Source organism: Flavobacterium sp. OHVDL-2026-0007 (assembly GCF_059882335.1).
In genome coordinates this window covers 1818884-1842176 of sequence record NZ_CM187612.1, presented here as the reverse complement: position 1 = coordinate 1842176, position 23293 = coordinate 1818884, and the positions used below count along the sequence as shown (strand labels likewise).

At 35.8% G+C, this 23293-nt stretch carries 27 protein-coding genes; 9 read left to right on the top strand and 18 right to left on the bottom strand.

Annotation, left to right across the window (positions count from 1 at the left end; translation table 11 throughout):
* Positions 1–56 precede the first annotated feature (56 nt).
* The 9 genes from AC51AA_RS07045 (at position 57) to AC51AA_RS07005 (ending at position 9301) form a co-directional block, all read left to right on the top strand.
* Positions 57–1676: an ABC-F family ATP-binding cassette domain-containing protein gene (locus tag AC51AA_RS07045; protein ID WP_500705137.1), complete on the top strand. Its 1620-nt coding sequence runs from the start codon at positions 57–59 to the stop codon at positions 1674–1676.
* Positions 1677–1973: 297 nt separating this feature from the next.
* On the top strand, positions 1974–3179 hold the full coding sequence (locus AC51AA_RS07040) for a DUF418 domain-containing protein (protein ID WP_500705135.1): 1206 nt from the start codon (positions 1974–1976) through the stop codon (positions 3177–3179).
* Positions 3180–3332: 153 nt separating this feature from the next.
* On the top strand, positions 3333–4505 hold the full coding sequence (locus AC51AA_RS07035; protein WP_500705134.1) for a glycoside hydrolase family 27 protein: 1173 nt from the start codon (positions 3333–3335) through the stop codon (positions 4503–4505).
* Positions 4506–4869: 364 nt separating this feature from the next.
* A complete protein-coding gene (gene pyrR, locus AC51AA_RS07030; RefSeq protein ID WP_500705132.1) occupies positions 4870–5409 on the top strand; it encodes a bifunctional pyr operon transcriptional regulator/uracil phosphoribosyltransferase PyrR in 540 nt (179 codons plus the stop codon).
* Positions 5410–5458: 49 nt separating this feature from the next.
* Entirely contained in the window at positions 5459–6385 is a 927-nt protein-coding gene (locus tag AC51AA_RS07025; protein WP_500705130.1) for an aspartate carbamoyltransferase catalytic subunit, read from the top strand.
* A gap of 181 nt (positions 6386–6566) precedes the next feature.
* The gene (locus tag AC51AA_RS07020) at positions 6567–6899 is read left to right on the top strand and encodes a ribonuclease Z (RefSeq protein ID WP_500705128.1); all 333 of its coding nucleotides are present in this window, start codon (positions 6567–6569) and stop codon (positions 6897–6899) included.
* Positions 6900–6972: 73 nt separating this feature from the next.
* The gene (locus tag AC51AA_RS07015) at positions 6973–7893 is read left to right on the top strand and encodes a ribonuclease Z (RefSeq protein ID WP_500705126.1); all 921 of its coding nucleotides are present in this window, start codon (positions 6973–6975) and stop codon (positions 7891–7893) included.
* A 78-nt stretch (positions 7894–7971) separates the two neighbouring features.
* Complete coding sequence (gene pdxH / locus AC51AA_RS07010; protein WP_500705124.1) at positions 7972–8616, top strand: pyridoxamine 5'-phosphate oxidase; 645 nt, start codon at positions 7972–7974, stop codon at positions 8614–8616.
* Between the two features lie 169 nt (positions 8617–8785).
* On the top strand, positions 8786–9301 hold the full coding sequence (locus AC51AA_RS07005; RefSeq protein WP_500705122.1) for a CAP domain-containing protein: 516 nt from the start codon (positions 8786–8788) through the stop codon (positions 9299–9301).
* Between the two features lie 69 nt (positions 9302–9370).
* Here AC51AA_RS07005 and AC51AA_RS07000 read toward each other — a convergent pair whose 3' ends face one another.
* The 18 genes from AC51AA_RS07000 to AC51AA_RS06915 form a co-directional block, all read right to left on the bottom strand.
* Positions 9371–10201, bottom strand: a complete 831-nt coding sequence (locus tag AC51AA_RS07000) for a DNA adenine methylase (RefSeq protein WP_500705120.1) — start codon at positions 10199–10201, stop codon at positions 9371–9373.
* A 181-nt stretch (positions 10202–10382) separates the two neighbouring features.
* Positions 10383–10769, bottom strand: coding sequence for a hypothetical protein (locus AC51AA_RS06995; protein ID WP_500705118.1), 387 nt, complete (start codon positions 10767–10769; stop codon positions 10383–10385).
* Positions 10754–11122 carry a hypothetical protein gene (locus AC51AA_RS06990; RefSeq protein WP_500705116.1) on the bottom strand — a complete coding sequence of 123 codons (369 nt, stop codon included), beginning with the start codon at positions 11120–11122 and terminating at the stop codon, positions 10754–10756. Before AC51AA_RS06990 ends, AC51AA_RS06995 begins: the two co-directional genes overlap by 16 nt.
* A gap of 10 nt (positions 11123–11132) precedes the next feature.
* Positions 11133–12860, bottom strand: a complete 1728-nt coding sequence (locus AC51AA_RS06985) for a BspA family leucine-rich repeat surface protein (RefSeq protein ID WP_500705114.1) — start codon at positions 12858–12860, stop codon at positions 11133–11135.
* Positions 12861–12862: 2 nt separating this feature from the next.
* Positions 12863–13744 carry a hypothetical protein gene (locus AC51AA_RS06980; protein ID WP_500705112.1) on the bottom strand — a complete coding sequence of 294 codons (882 nt, stop codon included), beginning with the start codon at positions 13742–13744 and terminating at the stop codon, positions 12863–12865.
* 2 nt (positions 13745–13746) lie between these two features.
* The gene (locus AC51AA_RS06975; protein ID WP_500705111.1) at positions 13747–14571 is read right to left on the bottom strand and encodes a hypothetical protein; all 825 of its coding nucleotides are present in this window, start codon (positions 14569–14571) and stop codon (positions 13747–13749) included.
* Positions 14568–15032 (bottom strand): hypothetical protein, encoded by a 465-nt coding sequence (locus tag AC51AA_RS06970; protein WP_500705109.1) that lies wholly within the window; start codon positions 15030–15032, stop codon positions 14568–14570. Before AC51AA_RS06970 ends, AC51AA_RS06975 begins: the two co-directional genes overlap by 4 nt.
* Positions 15022–15861, bottom strand: a complete 840-nt coding sequence (locus AC51AA_RS06965) for a nucleotidyltransferase (RefSeq protein ID WP_500705107.1) — start codon at positions 15859–15861, stop codon at positions 15022–15024. The genes AC51AA_RS06970 and AC51AA_RS06965 overlap by 11 nt, the downstream gene beginning before the upstream one ends.
* A 1-nt stretch (position 15862) precedes the next feature.
* Positions 15863–16162: a hypothetical protein gene (locus AC51AA_RS06960; RefSeq protein WP_500705105.1), complete on the bottom strand. Its 300-nt coding sequence runs from the start codon at positions 16160–16162 to the stop codon at positions 15863–15865.
* The gene (locus tag AC51AA_RS06955; RefSeq protein ID WP_500705103.1) at positions 16140–16508 is read right to left on the bottom strand and encodes a hypothetical protein; all 369 of its coding nucleotides are present in this window, start codon (positions 16506–16508) and stop codon (positions 16140–16142) included. The genes AC51AA_RS06960 and AC51AA_RS06955 overlap by 23 nt, the downstream gene beginning before the upstream one ends.
* Positions 16509–17024, bottom strand: coding sequence for a hypothetical protein (locus AC51AA_RS06950; protein WP_500705101.1), 516 nt, complete (start codon positions 17022–17024; stop codon positions 16509–16511).
* Positions 17024–17998 (bottom strand): late control protein, encoded by a 975-nt coding sequence (locus AC51AA_RS06945; protein WP_500705099.1) that lies wholly within the window; start codon positions 17996–17998, stop codon positions 17024–17026. The genes AC51AA_RS06950 and AC51AA_RS06945 overlap by 1 nt, the downstream gene beginning before the upstream one ends.
* Positions 17998–18597: a DUF6046 domain-containing protein gene (locus tag AC51AA_RS06940; protein ID WP_500705097.1), complete on the bottom strand. Its 600-nt coding sequence runs from the start codon at positions 18595–18597 to the stop codon at positions 17998–18000. The genes AC51AA_RS06945 and AC51AA_RS06940 overlap by 1 nt, the downstream gene beginning before the upstream one ends.
* The gene (locus AC51AA_RS06935) at positions 18597–20345 is read right to left on the bottom strand and encodes a tape measure protein (RefSeq protein ID WP_500705095.1); all 1749 of its coding nucleotides are present in this window, start codon (positions 20343–20345) and stop codon (positions 18597–18599) included. Before AC51AA_RS06935 ends, AC51AA_RS06940 begins: the two co-directional genes overlap by 1 nt.
* Before the next feature lie 217 nt (positions 20346–20562).
* Entirely contained in the window at positions 20563–21153 is a 591-nt protein-coding gene (locus AC51AA_RS06930) for a hypothetical protein (protein ID WP_500705093.1), read from the bottom strand.
* A gap of 43 nt (positions 21154–21196) precedes the next feature.
* Positions 21197–21613: a hypothetical protein gene (locus AC51AA_RS06925; RefSeq protein ID WP_500705091.1), complete on the bottom strand. Its 417-nt coding sequence runs from the start codon at positions 21611–21613 to the stop codon at positions 21197–21199.
* 1 nt (position 21614) lies between these two features.
* Positions 21615–22787, bottom strand: coding sequence for a DUF2586 family protein (locus tag AC51AA_RS06920; protein ID WP_500705089.1), 1173 nt, complete (start codon positions 22785–22787; stop codon positions 21615–21617).
* Positions 22784–23284: a hypothetical protein gene (locus tag AC51AA_RS06915; protein ID WP_500705087.1), complete on the bottom strand. Its 501-nt coding sequence runs from the start codon at positions 23282–23284 to the stop codon at positions 22784–22786. The genes AC51AA_RS06920 and AC51AA_RS06915 overlap by 4 nt, the downstream gene beginning before the upstream one ends.
* Positions 23285–23293 lie beyond the last annotated feature (9 nt).

Sequence of the window (23293 nt, the reverse complement as noted above, 5' to 3'; positions counted from 1 at the left end):
TTGTACCTCTGAACCTTTTTTACTACTTTTGCACAAAATTAATTAAAAAGACATTCATGTTAACAGTCAATAATTTATCAGTTCAATTTGGCAAACGAATTTTGTTTGACGAAGTAAATACTACTTTCACGCACGGGAATATTTATGGAGTTATTGGAGCCAATGGTGCTGGAAAATCTACTTTTCTTAAAATCATTTCAGGTGATATCGATCCAACTTCTGGCCATATTCATTTAGAGCCAGGAAAACGTATGTCGGTTTTAAACCAAAATCACAATATGTTCGACGAGCATACTGTTTTGGAAACCGTTTTGATGGGGAATAAAGTGCTGTATGCTGTTAAGAAAGAAATGGATGAACTTTATTTAGACTATAACGATAAAAACGCAGATAGAATTGGAGAGCTTCAGGTTCAATTTGAAGAAATGAACGGATGGAATGCTGATTCTGATGCTGCTTCGATGTTGTCTAACTTAGGAATTAACGAAGAACATCATTATGCTTTAATGGGGGATCTTGAGGGAAAAATTAAAGTTCGTGTGCTTTTGGCGCAGGCACTTTTTGGAAACCCTGATTTACTTATTATGGATGAGCCTACTAATGATTTGGATTTTGAAACCATCTCTTGGTTAGAGAATTTCTTAGCAAATTATGAAAATACAGTAATTGTGGTATCTCACGACCGTCACTTTTTAGATTCGGTTTGTACACATATTTCGGATATTGATTTTGGAAAAATTAATCACTATTCAGGAAACTATACGTTCTGGTATGAGTCTAGCCAATTAGCGGCGAAACAACGTGCACAGCAAAACAAAAAAGCAGAAGAAAAGAAACAAGAATTAGAAGAATTTATTCGTCGTTTTAGCGCGAACGTTGCCAAATCTAAACAAGCAACATCTCGTAAAAAAATGATTTCTAAATTGAATATTTCCGATATTAAACCTTCTAGCCGTCGTTATCCTGCGATTATTTTTGATCAGGATCGTGAGGCAGGAGATCAGATTTTGAATGTTGAAAATTTAGAGGCTTCTGTAGATGGTGAGCTGTTATTTAAAGGGGTAAACTTGAATATGGCTAAAGGCGATAAAATAGTTCTTTTCTCTAAAGATTCACGTGCTACTACCGCTTTCTATGAAATTTTGAACAATCAGCAAAAAGCAGATGCAGGAATTTTTGATTGGGGGATTACAACTAATCAAGCCTATTTACCTGCTGAGAATCACTCTTTCTTTGAAAATGATTTGACATTGGTGGATTGGTTGCGTCAATACGCTAAAACAGAAGAAGAGCGTGATGAGGTATTTATTAGAGGATTCTTAGGGAAAATGATTTTCTCAGGAGAAGAAGCTTTGAAAACGAGTCGTGTGTTATCAGGAGGAGAAAAAGTACGTTGTATGTTGTCTCGAATGATGATGGAAAGAGCGAATATTTTAATGCTTGACGAACCAACCAATCACTTGGATTTGGAGTCGATTACAGCGTTTAACAATTCATTGAAAAACTTCAAGGGTTCTGTGATTTTTACCACTCATGACCACGAATTTGCGCAAACAGTAGGTAATAGAGTAGTAGAGCTTACGCCAAATGGAGCTATTGATCGTTATATGACATTTGATGAGTATTTGGATGATGAAAAAGTTCAAGAATTAAGAACAAAAATGTACGCTAAATAATAAGTTTATAATAAGTAAGAGGTCCCGTTATGTAAGTAGCGGGATTTTTTTTGCTCCATAGTGAACTGATTTAGCGGTTTAGTAAGATCACTAAAGGAATTGCGTATTGGTTTTACAGGCTTAAGCTTCATTTTTGAAGGCCCTAATTATGTAATCTGTATCGTTTTTGTATGATGCTTGAGGATCTGTGAAAATGTGTCTGATGTGCTGGGGTATTTTTAAGGATTATAAGTATCGATTTTCGTAAAATACATTTATATTTGAGTTTATACATTGTAAATAAATTCTTAGAATATTATGTCTGAAAATGCCTTTAGTTTGAAATCTCCTCGTATAGAAGTAGTAGATGCGTTGCGTGGTTTAGCCATCATGGCCATTATGTTACTTCATAATTTAGAACATTTTGATTTTTATTATTTGCCCGAATATTTACCTGCACCGATTAAGGCCTTGGATAAGATAATCTGGGACAGTTTGTTCTTCCTTTTTGCAGGAAAATCGTATGCTATTTTTTCCCTTCTTTTTGGGTTTAGTTTTTTTATTCAAAAGGAGAATCAAGACAAAAAAGGAAATGATTTTAGATGGAGATTTGTTTGGCGACTGCTAATATTATTTGTTTTTGGATGTATAAATACGTTGTTTTTTTCAGGTGATATTTTGATGATGTATGCCGTATTAGGGCTGGTGCTACTTCCGGTGTGTAATCTGAAGACTAAATACGTGTTAGCCATTGCTACTTTTTTATTGCTGCTACCTGTGCAGTGGTTTGATGTTTTTGGGTTGCTGTTTAACCCAGACTATGCGGCTCCGGTAAACATGTCTAATTCCTATTATGGTAATATGCTGTCGTATTTAAATGGAAATTCGTTTGTAGATCACGCTGTAGGTAATCTGCAAATAGGAAGATTGGCCTCCATCTTTTGGTCATGGGAAAATGGGAGGTTTTTTCAGTCTCCGGCTTTATTTATGTTTGGAATGATTTTGGGGAGAGAGCGACTCTTTATTATATCGGAGGCAAGTAATGCATTCTGGAAAAAAACATTAGTAATAGCCAGTATTGTATTTATTCCATTGTATGCCTTTAAAACGTATTTGCCTACCTTGAATGTCGATAAAGATGTAGTATATAGTTTGTTGATTATTTTTACTTCTTGGTCTAATGTTACCTTCATGGTTATTTTGGTAAGCGGATTTGTGTTGTTGTATCAAAAAGAAAGGGTAAATAAGGTTTTAGTGAAATTGATTCCTTTTGGAAAAATGAGTTTGACTAGTTATTTTTCACAATCCATAATAGGTTCTTCTATTTATTATGGTTTTGGTTTAGGCCTTTATAAGTATACTGGGGCGACCTTTAGTTTATTGATTGGTATTGTATTGTTTTTGTTGCAATTGGGCTTTTGTACCTGGTGGTTGAAAACACATAAACAAGGACCTTTGGAATATATCTGGGGTAAAGCTACTTGGATTTCTTTTGGAAGAGAAAAGGAAACGGTAACGGTATAGTTGGGGCCTTGGCTTGTACCGAATATTTGCTTATTGTTGCGTTTTTTTTAATTTTACAAAACTAAGACACTACTACTACTACTACTACTACTACTACTAAAAAGCTATCTAATTGCCTTTTTTTTATTAGGAACCATAATGAAAATAACTAAAATGAAGACTACTTATAAAATTTTAGCGGGGAAATTAATCATCGTTTTTTTAATGAGCGGAATCCTTTCTGCTCAGGAAGCCAAAGCGCCTATAATGGGTTGGAGCAGTTGGAATAATTTCAGGGTGAATATTGATGAGAAAATGATCCGAGAACAGGCCGATGCTATGGTAGCTTCTGGTTTATATGATGCTGGTTATCGCTATGTCAATATAGACGATGGCTATTTTGGAGGCAGAGATTCCTTAGGGAATCTTTATGTTGATGCTCAGAAATTTCCATCGGGTATGAAAGCTTTGGCGGCGTATATTCACAGTAAAAAACTCAAAGCAGGTATTTATACCGATGGGGGAAGGAACACTTGCGGTTCTATTTGGGATAATGATCAAAAAGGTATAGGAGTGGGGATTTATGGCTACTTGGAACAAGATACTGCTGCTTTTTTTGATGAATGGGGTTATGATTTTTTAAAAGTAGATTGGTGTGGAGGAGAGAAAATGAATCTGGATGAAAAAACGGAATATTTAAAGATTTTTAACGCAGTGAAAGCCAAGAATGAGGCTATTGTTTTTAATGTATGTAGATGGAAATTTCCTGGAGAATGGGTTATTGATAAAGCGGATTCTTGGAGAATTTCCGGTGATATCAATGAGAAGTTTTCGACGATACTCGACATTATCGATTTGAATGTTGATTTGTATAAATACGCTTCTGCTGGGCATTACAACGATATGGATATGTTACAGGTAGGTAGAGGGATGACCTATGAAGAGGATAAAAGCCATTTTTCGATGTGGTGTATGTTGAATTCCCCTTTATTGGCAGGAAATGATTTGAGGACTATGACAAAAGAAACCATTGGTATTTTGGGCAATAAGAAGTTAATTGCTTTAAATCAAGATAAGGGTTTTTATCAAGCTCGTAGAATTGCTAAAGAAGGAAATATTGAGGTTTGGGAGAAATTGTTGGGAGAAAATGGGAAAGATGGAAAGGCAATTGCGATATTGAATCGCAGTAATGAAGTCGGACGATATACTTTAAAATCGGAATTAATTAAGCTTGATAAATCGATAAAAATCCGTGATTTATGGTCGGATAATTCATTAGGTTCTATTGGTAAACAACGAAGTTTTGCAATCCCGAAACATGGTGTTGTAGTGTTGCGAACAGAATAATTAAGAAAGAATTTACTTACGCTCCCTAATAAAAGCGCCCCTGGCTTTTGTTAGGGATTGTTAGGTATTTGTGTTTTTTTGTAATGCATTATACGATTTTTTATGGATTATCGTTTTGCTCTGGAGGGTATGAAGTTTGGGGGACTCTTTGTTTGGTATAAGGCTATAGTATTGTTTTTGTTGTTATTGAGTCTATGTACGTGAGGCTATAAAAAAATAAATAAGAACTTTTGGTATTTGTTTGGACTAAAGCAAGAGAGGATTCTTTAGAGAAATTTAAAAAGCCTGTTATTTTATAATCGTATTAGTATTCAATCCTAATTCTGATTTCGTATATTTGCCCAACCAAACATCACACTTAATTATGAGCCAAAAAGTATTACTTAATTCAAAAGAAGTTACTATCATACTCCATCGTTTGGCTTGTCAGTTAATCGAAAAACACCTTGATTTCTCCGATACTATTTTAGTAGGAATTCAACCAAGAGGCGTTTTTTTAGCTGAACGTTTAAAACAAATATTAGAAAACGAATACCATACACCCGAAATTTCTTTGGGGTATTTGGACATCACTTTTTTTAGAGATGACTTTCGTAGAACTGATAAACTGCTTGAAGCCAATAAAACACAAATAAATTTTATAGTGGAAGACAAAAAAGTCATTTTTATCGATGACGTATTGTTTACCGGACGAAGCATTCGTTCTGCCTTAACAGCAATTCAATCTTTTGGAAGACCATCAGAAATTGAGTTATTGGTGTTAATTGACAGACGTTTTAGTCGTAATTTACCTATTCAGCCTGATTATAGAGGGCGTCAGGTGGATGCTATTAATAATGAAAAAGTAAAAGTAAGTTGGAAAGAGAATGATGGTGAAGATGTCGTTTATTTGATAACGAGCTAATTCATCTTTCATTTAAAACTACTATTAAAAAAATATAATCGAAATAAAAATGAAAGAATTAAGCGTAAATCACTTATTAGGAATTAAATACATCAATGAGAATGATATTAACCTAATTTTTGAAACTGCCGACCATTTTAAAGAAGTCATTAACCGACCAATTAAAAAAGTTCCTTCATTACGAGATATCACGATTGCTAATATTTTTTTTGAAAACAGCACACGAACCAAACTATCGTTTGAATTAGCGCAAAAAAGATTGTCGGCAGATGTGATTAGTTTTTCTGCTGCACAATCATCCGTTAAAAAAGGTGAAACACTGATCGACACGGTAAACAATATCCTTTCGATGAAAGTAGATATGGTGGTGATGCGTCATGCCAATCCTGGAGCGGCTTATTTTTTATCTAAGAATGTAAAAGCTAGTATTGTCAATGCGGGAGACGGAGCGCACGAGCATCCAACTCAAGCCTTGTTAGATAGTTATTCTATAAGAGAAAAATTAGGGGATGTTACGGGTAAGAAAGTGGTGATAGTCGGTGATATTTTGCACTCAAGAGTAGCCCTTTCTAATATTTACGCTTTGAAAATGCAAGGAGCAGAAGTGAAAGTTTGTGGTCCGAAGACCTTAATTCCTAGGTATATTGAATCATTAGGTGTTACGGTGGAACCCAATTTGCGTAAAGCCTTAGAATGGTGTGATGTCGCTAATATGTTACGAGTTCAGAACGAGCGTATGGATGTGAATTTTTTTCCTTCTACTCGTGAATATGCACAGCAATATGGAGTAGATAAACCTTTATTAGATTCATTGGGGAAGGAAATTGTGATTATGCACCCAGGTCCAATTAATAGAGGAGTAGAGATTACTTCTGAAGTAGCGGACTCACCTCATTCAGTGATTCTGAATCAGGTAGAAAATGGAGTTGCTATTCGGATGGCTGTTATTTATCTTTTGGCTTCTAAAATTCAATAGTTGTAGTCTCAGATTTGGGTTAGCGTTTTTAACGAAGGTTTTTTGAGGAGTGTAGATACTTTGATATTGAACAGGCTAAGGGAACAAAACGGTGACTAAAGAGAGGAAACTACAATTGCAAAAATCTTTGTACCTTAGCTCTTGAAATGATGATTTAGAGAGAGAGCCCATAAAATATAAAATGAAAGTAGACCAAAAAGGACATACCGTTACGATTAAAGATACACAAGGAGATTTTAATTCTTTCTTGGAAAAAGTAACGCAACAGTTTAAAACCTTTGAAAAACACAATGTAATTATCGATTTATCTGCAGATACTGCTTTAACTGAGAATGATTTAAAACTCTTTTTACCGCTTGCCAAACAACAGAAAAAAGTAAAGAAATCATTTGTACTTGTAGTTTCTGATCTTGATTTTAATGCTATTTCAGGTAAATTACTTGTAGTACCTTCTCTTTTGGAAGCGCGCGATATTATTGAAATGGAAGAAATAGAAAGAGATTTAGGTTTTTAATTTTAGATTTCTGGTTTTAGATTTTTAATAGTGTGAATCTTAAAAAGTGCTTTGTCTTAATCTAAAATCTACAATGAAAGTAACCATACTAGGCTGTTATGCAGCCACTCCCAGAACCATTACCAATCCGACTTCCCAGGTGCTAGAGATTAAAAACAGGCTGTTTTTAATCGATTGTGGTGAAGGAACTCAGGTGCAATTGCGTAAAAACAAGATTAAATTTTCTAAAATTAATCACATCTTTATTTCGCATTTGCATGGCGATCATTTTTTTGGATTAATCGGTACTATTTCCACTTTTGCGCTTTTAGGACGAACCACTGATTTGCATATTTACGGTCCAAAAGGAGTGAAGGAAATTATTACCTTACAATTGAAATTGTCTAATTCTTGGACGACCTATAAATTGTTTTTTCATGAATTAGAATCGAAAGAAAGCGAAATTATTTTTGAAGATGATAAAGTAATAGTGAAGACCATTCCCCTCAAACACCGTGTGTATACCAACGGATTTTTGTTTCAGGAGAAAGCAGGCCCTCGAAAACTTAATGTGGAGGCCGTTGAACACTACGATATTGATAGCTGTTATTATCAGAAAATAAAAGGGGGAGGAAATGTAACTCTGGATGATGGAACTGTAATAGAGAACGAGAAATTGTCTTTTGATCCTGTACCTTCGATGAGTTATGCTTTTTGCTCAGACACTGTGTATAATGAGGCCATTATTCCCATTATAAAAAATGTAGATGTTTTGTATCATGAATCTACTTTTTTAGAATCAGAATCAGCTTTAGCTGAAAAAACCTTGCATTCTACGGCAAAGGAAGCCGCTATAATTGCTTTGAAGGCCAATGTAAAACAATTGATTTTGGGGCATTATTCGACTCGATATGACGGTATAGACTGTTTTAAGGAAGAAGCGCAAACGATCTTTCCTCATATACTTTTGGGGGATGATGGGAGAAGTTTTGAGTTTAATGAGGTGTTAGGATAAAAAAGTCCTATTGAAGGTCTGAAAAAATTGGCTAGGACTAAAACTGAAATACTGTAATATTTAATACGTTAAAGAAAAATGAACGATTTAAGCAACTATAGAAAATCTTACGAAAAAAGCGAACTATTAGAAACAAATATTCCTGAGGATCCAATTAATCTTTTTAACCGCTGGTTTCATGAGGTGGAAAGCTTTGGCGGAAACGGTGAGGTGAATGCGATGACAGTTTCGACCATCGGATTGGATGGATTTCCAAAAGCTAGGGTAGTTTTATTAAAGAAATTCTCCGAGGAAGGTTTTATTTTTTATACGAATTATGATTCAGAAAAAGGAAAAGCGATAGCAGAGAACCCGCATGTTTGTTTGTCGTTTTTTTGGCAAGATATGGAGCGTCAGGTGATCATCAAAGGAATCGCTCAAAAAACTGCGGCCAGTATTTCAGATGGCTATTTTGATTCTCGTCCAGATGGAAGCAAATTGGGAGCGATTGTGTCTCACCAAAGTGAAGTCATCCCGTCAAGATCTTTCTTGGAAGAAAATCTAAAAAAACTCGAAAAAGAATTTGAAGGAAAACCTATTCCAAGGCCTGAAAATTGGGGAGGTTTTTTGGTAACTCCTTTAGAAGTAGAGTTTTGGCAAGGAAGACCAAATAGGTTACACGATAGAATTCGTTATACTAGCGCGGCGGACTTTTCATGGAAGATAGAGCGCTTATCTTCATAATTGTAAGAAAAACTTACTAAATAGTTTAATTATTGCGCAGTTTGTCGATTAATTTTGTAGTTTGACGGTAAATTCAATATGTTTGCTCTTTGAAACAAAGGATTTATCTAAAATATAGATTTAAAGAATTTGCCCCAACATTTACTTTAAAGTTAAACTACTATTGATTATGAAGAAAATTATGCGCACTATGGTGTTCGTTTTGACACTAGTTATGATGAACTCTTGTTCTGCTGATACTGCTGATGGAAATGTCGAAGCTGCTTCGAATGATAAACTTGTAACAAACTTCGCGTACAATGAGTCAGAGTTGGAAACCATGCAGTTAATCAATAATTATAGAGTAAGTATCGGTTTAAACGCATTAGAAAAGATCAATCATGTTTCATTTAAATGTGAAGAGCATAATGATTATATGATTGCTAACGATGTAGTTAATCACAATGATTTTGTTGAAAGGGCTGATAATATTATTACCCTATTGGGAGCCAAAAATGTCGGAGAAAATGTGGCTTACAATTATAAAACTTCACAAGCTGCCTTAGATGCTTGGTTATTAAGTCCTGAGCATAAAAAAAATATAGAAGGAAACTATACTCATTTCGGATTATCAGTGGAGACTGATGTTAATTATAATCGAAAAATCAAAACTTCCAGTTTGACAAAACAAAATTTCCATTTTTGAGACAAATATAACAAAAGCTGGCACGTTACGTACCAGCTTTTTAATTACCATTTAAAGACTGATTAAACCCTATTTATATAACATTATATCTGTATAACTAGAGCTATAATTCACTGTCGCATTCATTGTAGCTGTTGTAGAGCCTGTAAAGGGATTACTCATTGGCGTTTTAGTCTCAATCCACTCACATAGCTCAATGATAGAGGATTTGTTTGATGTAAAGTAAAAATACTTCGTACCGTCCAATACCTGCAATACATCTAAATAATCCTTAAGCTTCCAGTAGCTCTTGTATGTACCAACCTCAGTAGACAAATAGGGTGGATCAACTAAAAATATCACATTAGGCAAATCCTTGTACTTCCTAAATAACTCCTTGTAACATTTGCTCACAACCTCCAATCCGTCCAAATACCCAGTAGCGTCATAGGATGATTGACGCACGCAATTGTAAAAAGTTTCTTTTTCCAAATACTCGAAGTTCAGCACATACTTCATACTAAACAAAATAGAGCTCGATATTGTGATATAATCAACGTAACCCACTTGTATTTCCTCTTTACTTATACGCTCAAGTATCGTTTTTTTGATGTTTTCAGGTACTTTTTTATCTTTTGGTACATCTGCAAGGTATTGACGAATATCAGCGATTAAATCGTTTGTTTTATCAATATTCAATAAACGCTCCCTGTAATTGTCAAAATCATTATAAATTACTTGTGCATTTGGGTATATTGACTTAACAGTATGACTTAACAAACCGCTTCCTCCGAATAAATCCACATAAGTTGCTTGTGGTGAATACCCTTGCAATGCAGGTTTAAACTGCTTTAAAAACTTCCTTTTTTGACCCATAAACGGCAACGGCGCCGTTGTAAAAACTTTCTTTTTTAATTCCATTCTTTTTTTGATTGATGATTGATTATTCTATATTTGCAAACTCTCAAGGAATTTATAAGACATAACAAAGCCAGCATCAGAAGACTTATGTCCTCCAACGCTGGCTTTGTGCTAAATATAAATACCTTGAGAAGTTTTTTATTTGTTGGAGGGCTTTTTTTTACTTCCTACCTCCATGGAACTACACTAAAATATCAATGCTGATTAGGCAATGATTCTTTTCTATTTTGTCCAGGATAAACACAATTACTTTTCCCGTTTTGCGTAAAGTGCCATCACGCTGATTTTTACCCAAAACACTTGAGATCGTCTCCTTTCGTTTACCGAACCTATAACCATTTTCTTTGATTAAAAGAAGGTTAAACAAGTCTTTACAAATTACATTACCCGAGGCGTCTATACTTGTTGCAATACTTAATAGCTGCTGATCAAGTCGTTTAAATGATAGCTTCCAACGCCTCTTATAAAGATTGATAAAAAAGGAAATCACTAAGCCTAAAGGAAAAAGCAAGATCGATAGAATCAACGATACTAATGCTAAAGCAGCACCCATTACACCAACTCCCAATCTTGCGGAAGTTTACCGTAAATGGTATGTATTCCGTCATCCAACAAATCCTTTTTAATGAAAAGCAACAAACCTAATTTTGCTTTTGCCCACTCTTTTTCAATTTCCCCAAGTCCTTCAAAACTGTTATCCATTGTAATTAAAGAATCCATTTGCTCTAGCTCTTGATTCTCTACCCTTTTTATGCGGGAATTGATCTGTCTTTTTGCATTGTTTTCATCCACAATAAAATCTTCGACTGTGTAAATTTTAGCATCAGGCATAGTAATCCATGACGTAATTTCAATTTGTAGCGTTCCAGTCAATAAAACCGCTCTGTCAATGTGTGTGTATTCTGTTTTAAGTTTTATCATAAGTTTTTATTTAAATTATTCCTCCATCACTAATAATCCAATTGTTTGGAGCTGCAGTCAAAATTGCTCTTCCTGCGCTTGATGCCGAAGTATATTTTATCGACACAAATGGAATATTAACATTTGGTTGTACAGGTCTAGAACTCCAACCGTTATAAATAGCATCTAAATTAGCACTCGAAAAGTTAGCACTTGATTTACCTGTCATGAAACTAACAAAAATTGAAACCAATCCAATATCCCAAGAGCCAATATTTTGATTAAAAGCCATAGCATTATAGAACATGGAAAGCATACTAGTTACTTTACTAGTATTCCAGGCACCAATGTTTTGATTAAACGCCCTTGCGTCTGAAAACATATTTCCCATCTTTGTAACATTTCCGACATTCCAAGCACCAATATTTTGATTAAATGATGTTGCCTCTGAAAACATTTTATTCATAGTTGTAACAGTGCTGACGTCCCAAGCTCCAATATCTTGATCAAATGATGTTGCTTTGAAAAACATACTATCCATGGTTGTAACTGCACTGACAACCCAAGCACCAATATTTTGATTAAATGATGTTGCCCCGGAAAACATTGAATACATATCAGTAACTTTTGAAACATTCCAACCACCAAGGTTCTGGTTAAATGCAGATGCAGAAGCAAACATGGTAGACATCCTAGTTACATTTCCTACATTCCAATTGTTAATATCCGCACTTCCTCCATTATTGAATGATGTTGCATACGAAAACATTGAAGACATGTCAGTGATTTTTGAAATATCCCAATTTCCGAGGTTCTGGTTAAATGCAGATGCAGCAGAAAATATAGAAGTCATTTTTGTAACTGCACTGACAACCCAATTGTTAATATCTGAACTTTCGCCATTATTAAACACTGATGCACCTGAAAACATTGCAGACATATCAGTAACTTTTGAAACATTCCAACCACCAAGGTTCTGGTTAAATGCAGATGCAGAAGAAAACATGGTAGCCATGTTAGTTACATTTCCTACATTCCAAGCACTGATATTTTGGTTGAATGCTGTCGTATTATAAAAAACACCAGACATAAGAATAACTTTTGAAACATCCCAATTGTTAATATCCGCACTTCCTCCATTATTAAATACTGTACCTCTGAATAGATTATTCATATGTTTTACATTACTAACATTCCAACCACCAAGGTTCTGGTTAAATGTAGATGCATAAGAAAACATACCATTCATATAATTAACATTTGAAACATCCCATGAATTAATATTATTAATAGTTGTTAATGAACTACACCCCGAAAAACAATTCTCTAATGAATTCACGCCTGTCAAATCAACAATATCATTTACTGAAGCTAAAGTTAGATTCCCACACCCAAAAAAAACGTTTATTATAGACCCAAAAGATAAACTACCCCAAGATTGAATTGATAAAATCTTTAACCTATCTCCAGTATTATTAAAATACCAGCCTTTACATTTACCTAAAATAGTAATTTCATAAGACCCTATTGTTGGATAGGTATGTGTAGTTTCTGTTTGATTCCAAGATGAAATAAAACTAGAAGTGCCATCACCCCAATTTACACTGAAAGCGTAAGAACCCGAGATTGACAAAGGCAATTTTACTTGATTATTTGCGGTTGACCCAGTAGATATATTGTCTGTCTTCCAAGTAGAAACAAAAGGCTCATACTTAATCTTACTTCGCCCGAAATTCATATTTTGTAATAAGGCTCCCATAGTTACACTCCCAATAATAAAATGCTGTTCGTAGTGCCTCTTTGCGTGAGGGTAAAAATCTGCTTTTCTGGTGTAGCCGTAGGCGTTCCTAATAACCATGTTTTCGGCGCTATAATAGCCCAATTCACTGTTACACCAACTAAGGTTATTCCGTTGAAAATATAATTATCAACCAACGCTGCTGGAATTGTGATAGTACAATTGGCCGTAAAAAGAACTGTCTTACCATGCCAAGAAGTTTGAGCGTTCTGGCTGGTACCAACTTCAATTTGATTAGCAATGTCTTGCTTTGTTGAAACAGTAGCTGTCAAAGAATCAATTAATCCTTTCAGCGTCTTACCCATCTCAGCAGTCAAGGCCTTAGTGGTTCCACCCGTGGTTAAGTCGTTCACCAATATCGTACTTAATGACATTTGAATGGTTTCAATCGCGTCTACCAATTCCTGTACATTGTCTAAATTCACATTGTCAGAAGCCAAAAGCAGATTAATATTATCAATTTGAGTTTGCAAAACCTTTCCTTGCTCACCGCTTAATAAGGTCGTAGAACCACCGCTAATCAAGTCATTAACGATATTAAGATATTGGCTAGCAATTTTAACAGCTTCATCAAGGGGTGCATAGCCACTTGCAACGCCTTTTTTGTTCTTGTCTTCTTTTGAATTGAATAAAGTGGCGTGAGCGTTGGGATTGGTGAGATGATCATCTAAAACAGCTTTATCGGCTTTTGATAAAAGCAATTGATCAATACCTTCTACGTCAGCTACTGGCACTTTTTCGCTTTTATGTCTTAAAGAATCCCAAGTATCCCAAAATTGGGCTTGTGTCGGAATTAAACCAGTTTTAAACCAGTTTTTAATGGTATTTAAAGAAACTATTGCCATGTCTATTGTTTTTCAATATATAATACTACTCTATAAGGGTTCATAATGGAAAAAGATTTATCTCCACCAATTTCCTTCATCGTCACATCTCTTTCCTTCCATTTATTTGATCCACCTTCAAAAGCACCGCCAATTTCTGTTGCTCCTAAATAAGGACCAGCAGCAGTCCCTGTAGGTGTAAATTTTGGAAGTTCATCGATGGATAGTTTTTTAGTTTTCGAGCCCCCATAATTCGACATCGTGTCAAATAACGGATCTGAGCTATCATAACCGACGGCCATACGGCCACGCAAAAGGGTGTATTCTTTCCATCCCGCAGGAATTTCATTAGCAGGTCGACCCCATAATGCAATTAAGCCTTTTGGAACACCAACTGTACTTTGATTTTCCAAAGCTTCAATTCGTTCTAATAAGCTTTCAGTCGTAGTTTTATCCTCTTTCTTATCCAATGCAGCTAACATCCCTTTAGTTTCGAAACCACGCTTAAAACTTGCCCATGGCCATTGCGTTGTGGCAACTCCAAAAGTCGCATATCGGATAAAAATAACATCATTAGAATTTCCATCCTCGAATTCACGAAGTTGTTTTTCCTCCACAATAATCACATTAGCCTGGACAACTCCACCACGAAATTCTAATAGTTCACCATTAATAAAAACGACTCCAGCGGCAGCAGCAGTTCCAGTAACGATACAGCCCGATATAATGGATAAATCACCAACGATACCTCCAAGCGCATTAAATAGCTTGTAAGCTTTTTGCATCTCGTCGAGAATATCGGTTTCCAATGGAAAGCCACCGCTTTGGTTAAAATTCAAATGATTCATATTGGTTGTATTTTATAACGTTTGGATGCCAACTTGTAAAAAGTAATCAAGGCATTTAATTCGTGAATTTGTGTATTAATTATTTCCTTCGGTACAAAGACGATAAAGTCAACGCCTGTATCGGTATAATCTGAGTTTTGATAGATGAACATCTTACCCAAAAACACAGGCTTATTTTCTGCCCTGGTATAAATGTATTTTCGTCCAAAAGAATTTCCTTCATCTATATAAATACGTCTATCTGAAACATCAAGAGCATCATTCAAAACCTTTCTCAAGCTACATACTTGCCCAGTGTGTTCAAGCTTATACCAATCAGCTAGTCGCTTTTGTTTCCATTGATAATGAATACTAGCAATTGGTACCAGCAGCGATTGGATATAAGCTACCAAAACACGCTTCCTCAAAAAAGTAGGAAGCATCAATATGGCAAGCTTATTAAAATCAACGTTATACCACATAGGTGACTGTATTAAAATTTTCAATCTCAAAGTATCCTGAGATTGGGATAGTTTTTACATTAATAGGCACAAAGTCTAAGAAATTACCTGTAATGCTATCGTATGAACTAGAACTAGCATTGCTTATATGAGCATTATTAACCCCATCAACTGCCCGTAACTTTTCGATTAAGTCATTAATGACTAATTCGCCATCAAACGGTAAAGCTTTCATGTAGGCTCTTATTGCACTTTCTACTGGCTTACCACCACTGATAATACTATTTCCACTTTCGTCTAATACCAAAGGATCACGATAAATAGACATGGTGAGCAATAGCTTATCCGCTGGGTTATTAATCACCGATATTTTAACACCTGCATATTTAATTTCCTTTAGGTACTGTTCAAAGCTTTCTTTTTGCCCGCCATTAAGAGGTATGAGTTTTTCGCCCAATTCCCCTGCTACTTTTATCGTTAGACGGTTACTTTCTGCCGACTCCTTTACAGAACAATACTTCACAATTTTCGAAGCTTCAATTTGATCGAGCGTAAACCCAGTGTTATCAAACTTATCGGAGTCAGTCAATAAGTCAAACCCATATTGAAAGTCTAAAGACATGTTCCTATACCAACGTGGCGTACCGCTTTTTTGTTCGTAAATAGCAGTGTCTATTTCTTTTTTATGATGGTCAAGTATTAATTCGAATGTTAAAATTGCGTAACTAACTATAAACACAATCAGTCGATAAATAGCCACTTTACTCGTAGAGCTTAACTCAACCAAATTTTCATCGGCTGCGATGTTGTTAAAAATCTCCTGATGTATTTCCTGTATCTTTCTAGCCATCTTATCCTACTATAAATGTTGAGCCTATTATCATCGTACCAATTCCTAATTGTGGTAGGATGTCTTCATTTTCGGGGTTATTGAAACCCGTGGCTATTATTTGGTTTTTGTTCTGAAAAAAAGTTACAATCGTAGTATCTACCAAATTACTTTCTGTAACCTCAAGACTTTGTCCTGGTGATAATTCTTCAGTAATTGAAAGCCCGTTTTCAACTGCCAACTCAAAGGCACTCATTAACGTGCCGTTGTTCTGAATAGCTATATCCAGTATGCTTTGATTATGTAGTACTTGCTTTTGCATTCGCTTTTAATGTTCGGTTTTCTCGCTTCAATTCTACAATTTCAATTTGTTGCAATTTTATTTTTCTGTCTTTTAGCCTGTTTTCTTCCTCCAATAAATCAATCTTACGTTGCATCATAGAGTCATACTCCTTATACCTTGTTTCGTATCGCTGTTTTAAGTCGTCTAGAATTTCTTTGTAATGCGACGACAATTTTACATCGTTATCAATTGCCGTGGTCTCTGCATTTTCTTTTGCCTGTAAAACATCAACTTTATATTTTCCTTTTGTAAACAAAAAAGTAAAAAACCCAGTACCACCTATAGCACTCAAAAAAAGTCCGATGTTGTTTAAAATTACGTCCATTTAATTCCCTTTTAAAAACTGATTAAACCTATTTTCAACGGCTTCAAATTGAGCCGTGTTATTCAAGTTGTTGGTTACTCCCGTTTGAGCTGTTGCCGTTCCTGTTGTAGAAAGTGTAAAACTCATAGTCTTAATAGTTCCAATTAAATCGCTCATTAATTGTTTAAGCGTTTCGTTTTGTTTTTGCAAAAGGAAACCGTCTTGATCTACTTGGAACCGCACTTGCTTAATATTCAAATCCAAACTTTCTATTTCAGAATATTGCTCAACATACAAGCGGTGCAAATCTTCATTTATAGGGCTGACTAAAACCGAACTTTCAACGGCAGGAAACAAATAAAACTTTTTGTCGCTACCGTCAATTAGTGCCGATAATTGCACGTCAGGAAGCTCCAATCCATCTACCACAATAACACAAGTACCTTTTTCTTTATCAACAGAAACCACAACGGCGGGGAAGGTATCAACGTCCCTTTTTTTCAATTGTCTAAATGCTTCGATTAACTCTTGATCCATTACAATCTATTTCCTAATGTTACTTTTCGTCTTGCACCTCCTGTATCAAAAGTGGTGACTACCTTTTTTATAAAATAATTTCCCTCTCGGTTTGGGTGTTCCTCATCAATTAATTTGGCTTTCATCCCTCTAGTAGCGTATGGAACTAAAAAACTAACCACATCACCGTCAAAACCGTTATACTTCATTTTTTTAAGTTCGGCATTTGCCATTGCTTCCAATTGTTTTTTATCTGATACAACTGAGGTATTGTATTCTCGTTGTTCGCCATCTATATCTCCAAACTCAAAGCTTTCTTTTTTGTTGGTTTTTGGGTTTAAATAATTGTACTTAATTTTGATGCGCCTTTCGTCTGCACTTTTAAACTCAAGATTATTCTCAACTAGATTATAGTTCAAGTCATATACCACCGTTTGCCCGATATTGGTTAACTGTTGTAATCCCACATACAATTTTCCTTCGTCATCTATGAAAACGGTTTGAGCTAAATTTTTCCTAAAACTTTCCAGTACTTGTGCGCCGTTGGCATTACGAACAATCCATTTATCTAAAAGAACATTTTGCTTTTGCATAAAGCGGGACATCAATACTGGAGTGAATTTTATAATCTCTTCAACAACTTCTTTGATACTTGTTTTGCCCCAAACTTTATTGATATTTTTTCGTCTTAATAACCACATTGCGTCCTCGCAATGAATTTCAATTGGAATCTTTGGGCTAATCTTTTTTACATAACCCGTAAATTCAACACCTGAATAAATGCCCTCGTAAGCCAAAGTAATCACTACTTTGTCGCCTACTTTTATCGCCTCTTCGGTAAACTTCTGGTCTCCATTTTGGCGAATTTTAAAGCGGGTAGGTAATTTAATAACCGCAGTGTCGCTCAATTCCTCAACCGACTTGGTTATTTCAATACCGTGAACGGCATTAAAAATGTAATTGCCTATTTCTACTTTTCCGTCCAGTATGTACATTAGCTCAATAAATTCGTTTTGTCTTTGTCTTTTTCGTTCAAATCAGCAAAAAAATCATCATCGCCAAGTGCTTTGATAGTGTATTTTTGCATACCACTTTCGCCTATCATTTCATCCCAGTCCAAACTTTCAAGTACTATTTTGCGAATACCAAACAATTCAAAAAAGGCGTTGTCTTCAATATCCACGGAGTCGTTTATTTCAAACAAATCATTAATTAATTTTACTTGATCTGCTGGATACTTGTCGGGATCATTCAAATCAATACAAACCCCTTTTATCGTAATCACTTCGTCATCTGTCGTGATATATTCTTTTACGGATCGTTTCTTTTTCTTCCCAACCGTTGCCGTTTTTACAATGGTTTTCGACATTCCAATAGAAACAATCGGCTCATTTGGAAATAAAAAAGAATCCTTTCCGTGCGACACTTTAAGTGTCATGAAATATTTTGAGCCTAACAACTGCTTGTTATTGATTCCAAGTAAATCGGGTAATTTATATCGAGATTCGTTCTTTTTCCACCAAAGCGGAAATTGTGGTCCGATATAGTCAAGTGAAGCTCTAATTAGTAACTCTTTTATATTAAAATCTGCCATTAGTTCGTTTGCATTTGGTTGACACTATTCACGGCACGCAATAATATTTCTTGGACTTTTTCGCCTAATTGTTCAATTCCTTTTTCAGTACTTTCTACAAATATTTTAGTATCGTCTTGAAGCTTTTGAATGTTGACCGTGATATGGGTCATCTTAGAACCGCCCGAAACTATGTTATCGGAGTTAGAACCTTTTTTGTCTTTTTTACCTTTTCCTTTATCGTTCAATAAATCAGCAAAAACCGCCGATTTATTTTGCTTTAAATAATCAGGTACTTTTGCCTTCTTTGTGGTAGGTTCTACACCTACCTCCTTGGCTTTCATATTTACACCGTCATTATATCCTTTAGAAAAAGACTTAGCCGCTTTCATACCATCATCAATCAATTTCTTTTTAGAGTCAACGCCCATCAAGTCGCCAACGGCTTTTTTTCCAATCTCAAATGCTCCTTTAAAGTCACCGCTAAAAAATGCTTTCAATGCGCTTCCCATTCCTGTAATTCCTGATAATAAATCTTGAATTCGATTAATCACATAGTTTTTAATCGCCGTTCCAAATCCCTTCAAAACTTCCCAAGTTCCCATAATTACACCTCGGAATCCTTCAAAATTATTCCAACACGCCCATACAATAGCAATCAATGCCGCTATGGCGATAACTACCAATCCAATAGGATTCATACTCATTACAAAATTGAAAGCAGTTTGCGCTGTAGTTGCTAACCAAAGTCGAGCTTCAAACAAAGCAAATTGAGCTGAGAAAATCCAAAATCCTGCATTAGCCGCAATAAAGGAAACTCCCAAAGTGGTAACCAGTACAGCAAAGAAAAACAGCAAAGGTTTTGCCTGCATTATCCATTTTACTACATCCGCAATGGCGTGTCCAAACGGTATAATATTATTTGTTACCGCTATTCCAATATCGATTAATGGGGAAATCCAATTAGCAAATGACATTCCTATTTTGGCAACAACATTTTGTAAAGTTCCCATCATAGTACTCCATTTACCGCCTGCCGTTTCTGCCATTTTATTAGACATATTATAATAACGACCACCTTCAGAAGTTGCGAGCCTAAATGCCTCCTCAATCATATTAGCACTAATAGCACCATCTTCCATTTTCTTCTTTAAAACACCCATTGACATACCTGTGTTTTCAGATATGACTTGAAGTGGGTTAAAACCTTGGTTAATTAATTGTAATAAATCCTGACCCATCAATCGACCCGTAGCCATAATTTGAGAATAGACCAATGATAAACCGCCTAACTTTTCCTCATTTCCCATAGCCACATCACCCAACATTCTCATATTGCCCATAATTTTCTCCTGAGCAATACCAAAACCGAGCATCGTCTCCGAGCCTTTTATAATTCCCTCATTACTATAAGGTGTGGCGTTGGCATAATCGTTCAATTGACCGAGCATAACCTTCGCCTTTTCGACCGAACCGAGCAAGACTTCAAACTTCACATTAGTTTGTTCCATTTGGACACCCATATTAAAGAGTGCCGAGGTTCCAGCGACGACACCAAGAGAAATACCCAAAGCGCCGACTAAACCAATCAAATTTTTATAACCTGAACTTAAGGTAGAGAAAAACGAACCTGATGTAGACTCTGTATTCCTAAGCGAAGCATTCAACCCGTTCACACGAGTATTTGTCATACCCACACTAGCCGCTATTTGATTAAGCGAGCTACTGGCGTAGTTTTTCATTTGTATGATAAATTCGTAGGCGTTCATATTTGATTTTGTGAGGATTCTTTTTCTTTCGTTCTGATAAAATGGAGGTTTTGAACCTCTTCGCACCAATCAACATCACTCAACTTATGAGGTTTTTTGATGTGCATATAGTATCTTAAATAGGCGTCTAAAAGCCTAAAATCAATATGTAGTTTTCCTCCTGATTGTTGTACGTAATCAAAAGAGGACGGGTCATTAGTATCAATGATCGCCCTGTTTAAAGCTTTTTTATGATAGCTACTTTTTGACTTTGTAGTTTCTCAATCGCTTGGTATAACGGGAAACGAAAGTTTGCGTTATCTCTATCGTTGAATGCTTCGTCTTTTTCAATGCAAACCGCTTCAAATAACTTTTCTTGAGTAACAAAAGGCTTAGAGCTTGGATTTTTCTTTTCTGCAAGTTTTATGTCGTCACGAGTAATCATTCGCACTTTACAACTAGCTCCAGCAATTGTAATGATAGAGTTGTTTTTCTCTTTGGTGATTTCGGCATCATCAAAATTAAAAAAGGTTGTAATCTCCTTACGAGCAGGTAAGAAATACTCGTCTTTGGCTTTGATTTCTTCATCACCACCAATAAAAAGCAAGTTGATCATTTCTTCGCCAAAGGCTAAATCACCATTATTTTGCATAGTAGTAAAAGCACGTTTAAAGTCCTTCATTGATGGTTCACGCAAATAAGCCGTTTTGTCTTCTACAGGCAAAGCGTAAACGCTACCATATTTTTCTTTCCATTCTTGAATTTGTGTATCGTCAATTTTTTGCATCGGGTTTGTTGTTGTTTTGTTGTCGTTCTTAAAAAAAGCCATCCATCATATTAGCTGGATGGCTTTTATATATTGTCTAAAATTTCTATTGTTGTGGTTTTACATCCAAGAAGATAAAAGGCAATTCAATAAGCATATTCTTATCGCCTTGTTTCATCGCTTTTTTGTACTCTGTAAATTCGCAAGTGGTCAATACATCAGTAACCGTTGCGCCGCCATCGTCTGGAACAAATGACCAAATAACATCAAAGCTTAGTGCTAACAAATCCTTGTTAGGGGCATCTTTAATCATGGCTTCTACTTCGGACTGCCAGAGGTTTATTTTTCCTTCAAAATCCTTGTTTCCTCGTGCCACTTTGTGACCTTTTCCACCACGACCACGTATGACGCTTTTTTCTTGTTTTGCCGTGTACTCTACATCTTCAATCCCCTCAATGATACGTCCACCGATAGCAATGGAGATGTCATTCCAAGAATAATTTTTACTACTATAATCGCTCATACTAATCTAGTGTTGTGGTAAAACCAATATTTACCGTTATAAAATCAGAGTAGCCAACTGGTAGCAATTGCAAGGCTACATTTACATTGTTGGTCTGCAAAACGTTTTGATTTTCGTCAATAAAAGCTCTCACCCCCGAAAGTTTGCCCACTTCAACCATATTAGATTTTATTTGAGCTTCGATAGCATTTTGCCAACCTTTGGTAATAGCGGGATGAATGGTACCCGCTTCGGTTACTGGAACTTCGTCTGATAGTTCTTGTACTAAAGTCGTGTACGCTATTAAAACGCCTTCGTCCATTACCAAGCCACGAGCCAAACTATTAAAGTCGTCTGTTGGCGTTGTCAAGGTTTTATCTCCTGTGAAGTAAAAGCCTGATAAGTTGGCAAAGCTTCGCATAAAGATGTAGTTCTTTGTGTCTATGGCATTCCAGGAGGTATCGAGTGTTGCCACAGTATCTCCATTAGTGAAATACGCTGCAAAAGGTTCTATTGCACCATCTTTTACACGACTCAATTTTCTTTGTGTTGGCGTGCTTGCCAAACGTCCAAGAGTCAAACCAATAGCCGCCTCTTTTGATCCATCCGTATTCGCTAACAAAATCGAAACTTTGTTAAAGTTGGTCGTTGCATAATCTTTCAAATCGGCAACAATACCACTAAACTTATTTCCTGAGATCATTACTCGAACTGGGTAAAAACGATCAGCAAAGTCTTGTGCCAAAGCTTGTGCTTTTACGACCGCTAAATGCACGTCAGCATCTAACCCGTTTGTAATAGTTTCCGTTGTGCCAGACTTTTTCAAAAGCCCTAAAATTCGAATCTTACCTTTAGCATCGCTCAATAATTTTCGAGCGTAATCTTTGGTAATATCGGCTTGATCTTCCATTGTTACCGTTGACGGAACAACCATAATCCATAATTCAGCTCCTTTTTTGGCTTCAGTATAGAATTGTGCAATCTGCTTATAAGCAAAATCATTTGTGCCTCCTAGAGTAATTCCCAAGTTAACCGCCTCTTCCAAAGAAAAGATTTGATACGAAGTACCTGCAGTTACTTTATTAACTCCCGCAACGGTTACACCTGTCAAAACGAATCCTGGTATCTTTTGAATTTCTGCTTGTGGCAACCCTAGACCATTGCTAGAGATGTTGAATGAAATATTTGGAATCATAATATTTTAAATGTTTTTAAAAGGAACATTACGCTAGCTCCTATGACCAATCCACAAAGAAAAAACCTAATTAGATCAAGAAAAGAATACCCCGTTTTTTTTGTGCTATTCTGAGTGTCGCTTCGGGTGGTTGCTGAAATTTCCCTTTGTAATTCTTGCTTTATTTTAGCAACAATTGCGAGGCTATCACACGTTGCTGTAACGCTTATATCAGTTGGTGTAATTTCAACTTTAGCCGTTGCGTTGCCGTTCTTTTGGGTAAATGTTTTGGGTTTTGAAATACTGTTTAAACCCTGTTTAAATACCAATTCCGTGACAGGAATTTTTAAACTTGTTTCAGCCTTTGGGGCAAAAAGGATAGTATCTCGATACGTTTCTTTTTGTAAAATGGAGCTTTCGGTTGTGGAGGTGTTTTTTTTGCTATCCTGTCGTGTAGAACGACAGGAAGTCAAAAAACAACATAAACAAACCAATACTAAAACTATTGCCTTATACATCTTTGTGTT

What these genes read in the sequence shown, in the direction of transcription:
- AC51AA_RS06925 (WP_500705091.1), bottom strand. Translation starts at nt 21,613, where the DNA reads ATGAGCGATTATAGTAGTAAAAATTATTCTTGGAATGACATCTCCATT.
- AC51AA_RS07015 (WP_500705126.1), top strand. Translation starts at nt 6,973, where the DNA reads ATGAAAGTAACCATACTAGGCTGTTATGCAGCCACTCCCAGAACCATT.
- AC51AA_RS06960 (WP_500705105.1), bottom strand. Translation starts at nt 16,162, where the DNA reads ATGCAAAAGCAAGTACTACATAATCAAAGCATACTGGATATAGCTATT.
- AC51AA_RS06915 (WP_500705087.1), bottom strand. Translation starts at nt 23,284, where the DNA reads ATGTATAAGGCAATAGTTTTAGTATTGGTTTGTTTATGTTGTTTTTTG.
- AC51AA_RS06970 (WP_500705109.1), bottom strand. Translation starts at nt 15,032, where the DNA reads ATGTGGTATAACGTTGATTTTAATAAGCTTGCCATATTGATGCTTCCT.
- AC51AA_RS07045 (WP_500705137.1), top strand. Translation starts at nt 57, where the DNA reads ATGTTAACAGTCAATAATTTATCAGTTCAATTTGGCAAACGAATTTTG.
- AC51AA_RS06990 (WP_500705116.1), bottom strand. Translation starts at nt 11,122, where the DNA reads ATGATAAAACTTAAAACAGAATACACACACATTGACAGAGCGGTTTTA.
- AC51AA_RS07040 (WP_500705135.1), top strand. Translation starts at nt 1,974, where the DNA reads ATGTCTGAAAATGCCTTTAGTTTGAAATCTCCTCGTATAGAAGTAGTA.
- AC51AA_RS06950 (WP_500705101.1), bottom strand. Translation starts at nt 17,024, where the DNA reads ATGGATCAAGAGTTAATCGAAGCATTTAGACAATTGAAAAAAAGGGAC.
- AC51AA_RS06935 (WP_500705095.1), bottom strand. Translation starts at nt 20,345, where the DNA reads ATGAACGCCTACGAATTTATCATACAAATGAAAAACTACGCCAGTAGC.
- AC51AA_RS06980 (WP_500705112.1), bottom strand. Translation starts at nt 13,744, where the DNA reads ATGGCAATAGTTTCTTTAAATACCATTAAAAACTGGTTTAAAACTGGT.
- AC51AA_RS06985 (WP_500705114.1), bottom strand. Translation starts at nt 12,860, where the DNA reads ATGGGAGCCTTATTACAAAATATGAATTTCGGGCGAAGTAAGATTAAG.
- AC51AA_RS06965 (WP_500705107.1), bottom strand. Translation starts at nt 15,861, where the DNA reads ATGGCTAGAAAGATACAGGAAATACATCAGGAGATTTTTAACAACATC.
- pyrR (WP_500705132.1), top strand. Translation starts at nt 4,870, where the DNA reads ATGAGCCAAAAAGTATTACTTAATTCAAAAGAAGTTACTATCATACTC.
- AC51AA_RS07005 (WP_500705122.1), top strand. Translation starts at nt 8,786, where the DNA reads ATGAAGAAAATTATGCGCACTATGGTGTTCGTTTTGACACTAGTTATG.
- AC51AA_RS07025 (WP_500705130.1), top strand. Translation starts at nt 5,459, where the DNA reads ATGAAAGAATTAAGCGTAAATCACTTATTAGGAATTAAATACATCAAT.
- AC51AA_RS06945 (WP_500705099.1), bottom strand. Translation starts at nt 17,998, where the DNA reads ATGTACATACTGGACGGAAAAGTAGAAATAGGCAATTACATTTTTAAT.
- AC51AA_RS06975 (WP_500705111.1), bottom strand. Translation starts at nt 14,571, where the DNA reads ATGAATCATTTGAATTTTAACCAAAGCGGTGGCTTTCCATTGGAAACC.
- AC51AA_RS07020 (WP_500705128.1), top strand. Translation starts at nt 6,567, where the DNA reads ATGAAAGTAGACCAAAAAGGACATACCGTTACGATTAAAGATACACAA.
- AC51AA_RS06940 (WP_500705097.1), bottom strand. Translation starts at nt 18,597, where the DNA reads ATGGCAGATTTTAATATAAAAGAGTTACTAATTAGAGCTTCACTTGAC.
- AC51AA_RS06955 (WP_500705103.1), bottom strand. Translation starts at nt 16,508, where the DNA reads ATGGACGTAATTTTAAACAACATCGGACTTTTTTTGAGTGCTATAGGT.
- AC51AA_RS07000 (WP_500705120.1), bottom strand. Translation starts at nt 10,201, where the DNA reads ATGGAATTAAAAAAGAAAGTTTTTACAACGGCGCCGTTGCCGTTTATG.
- AC51AA_RS06930 (WP_500705093.1), bottom strand. Translation starts at nt 21,153, where the DNA reads ATGGCTTTTTTTAAGAACGACAACAAAACAACAACAAACCCGATGCAA.
- AC51AA_RS07035 (WP_500705134.1), top strand. Translation starts at nt 3,333, where the DNA reads ATGAAGACTACTTATAAAATTTTAGCGGGGAAATTAATCATCGTTTTT.
- pdxH (WP_500705124.1), top strand. Translation starts at nt 7,972, where the DNA reads ATGAACGATTTAAGCAACTATAGAAAATCTTACGAAAAAAGCGAACTA.
- AC51AA_RS06920 (WP_500705089.1), bottom strand. Translation starts at nt 22,787, where the DNA reads ATGATTCCAAATATTTCATTCAACATCTCTAGCAATGGTCTAGGGTTG.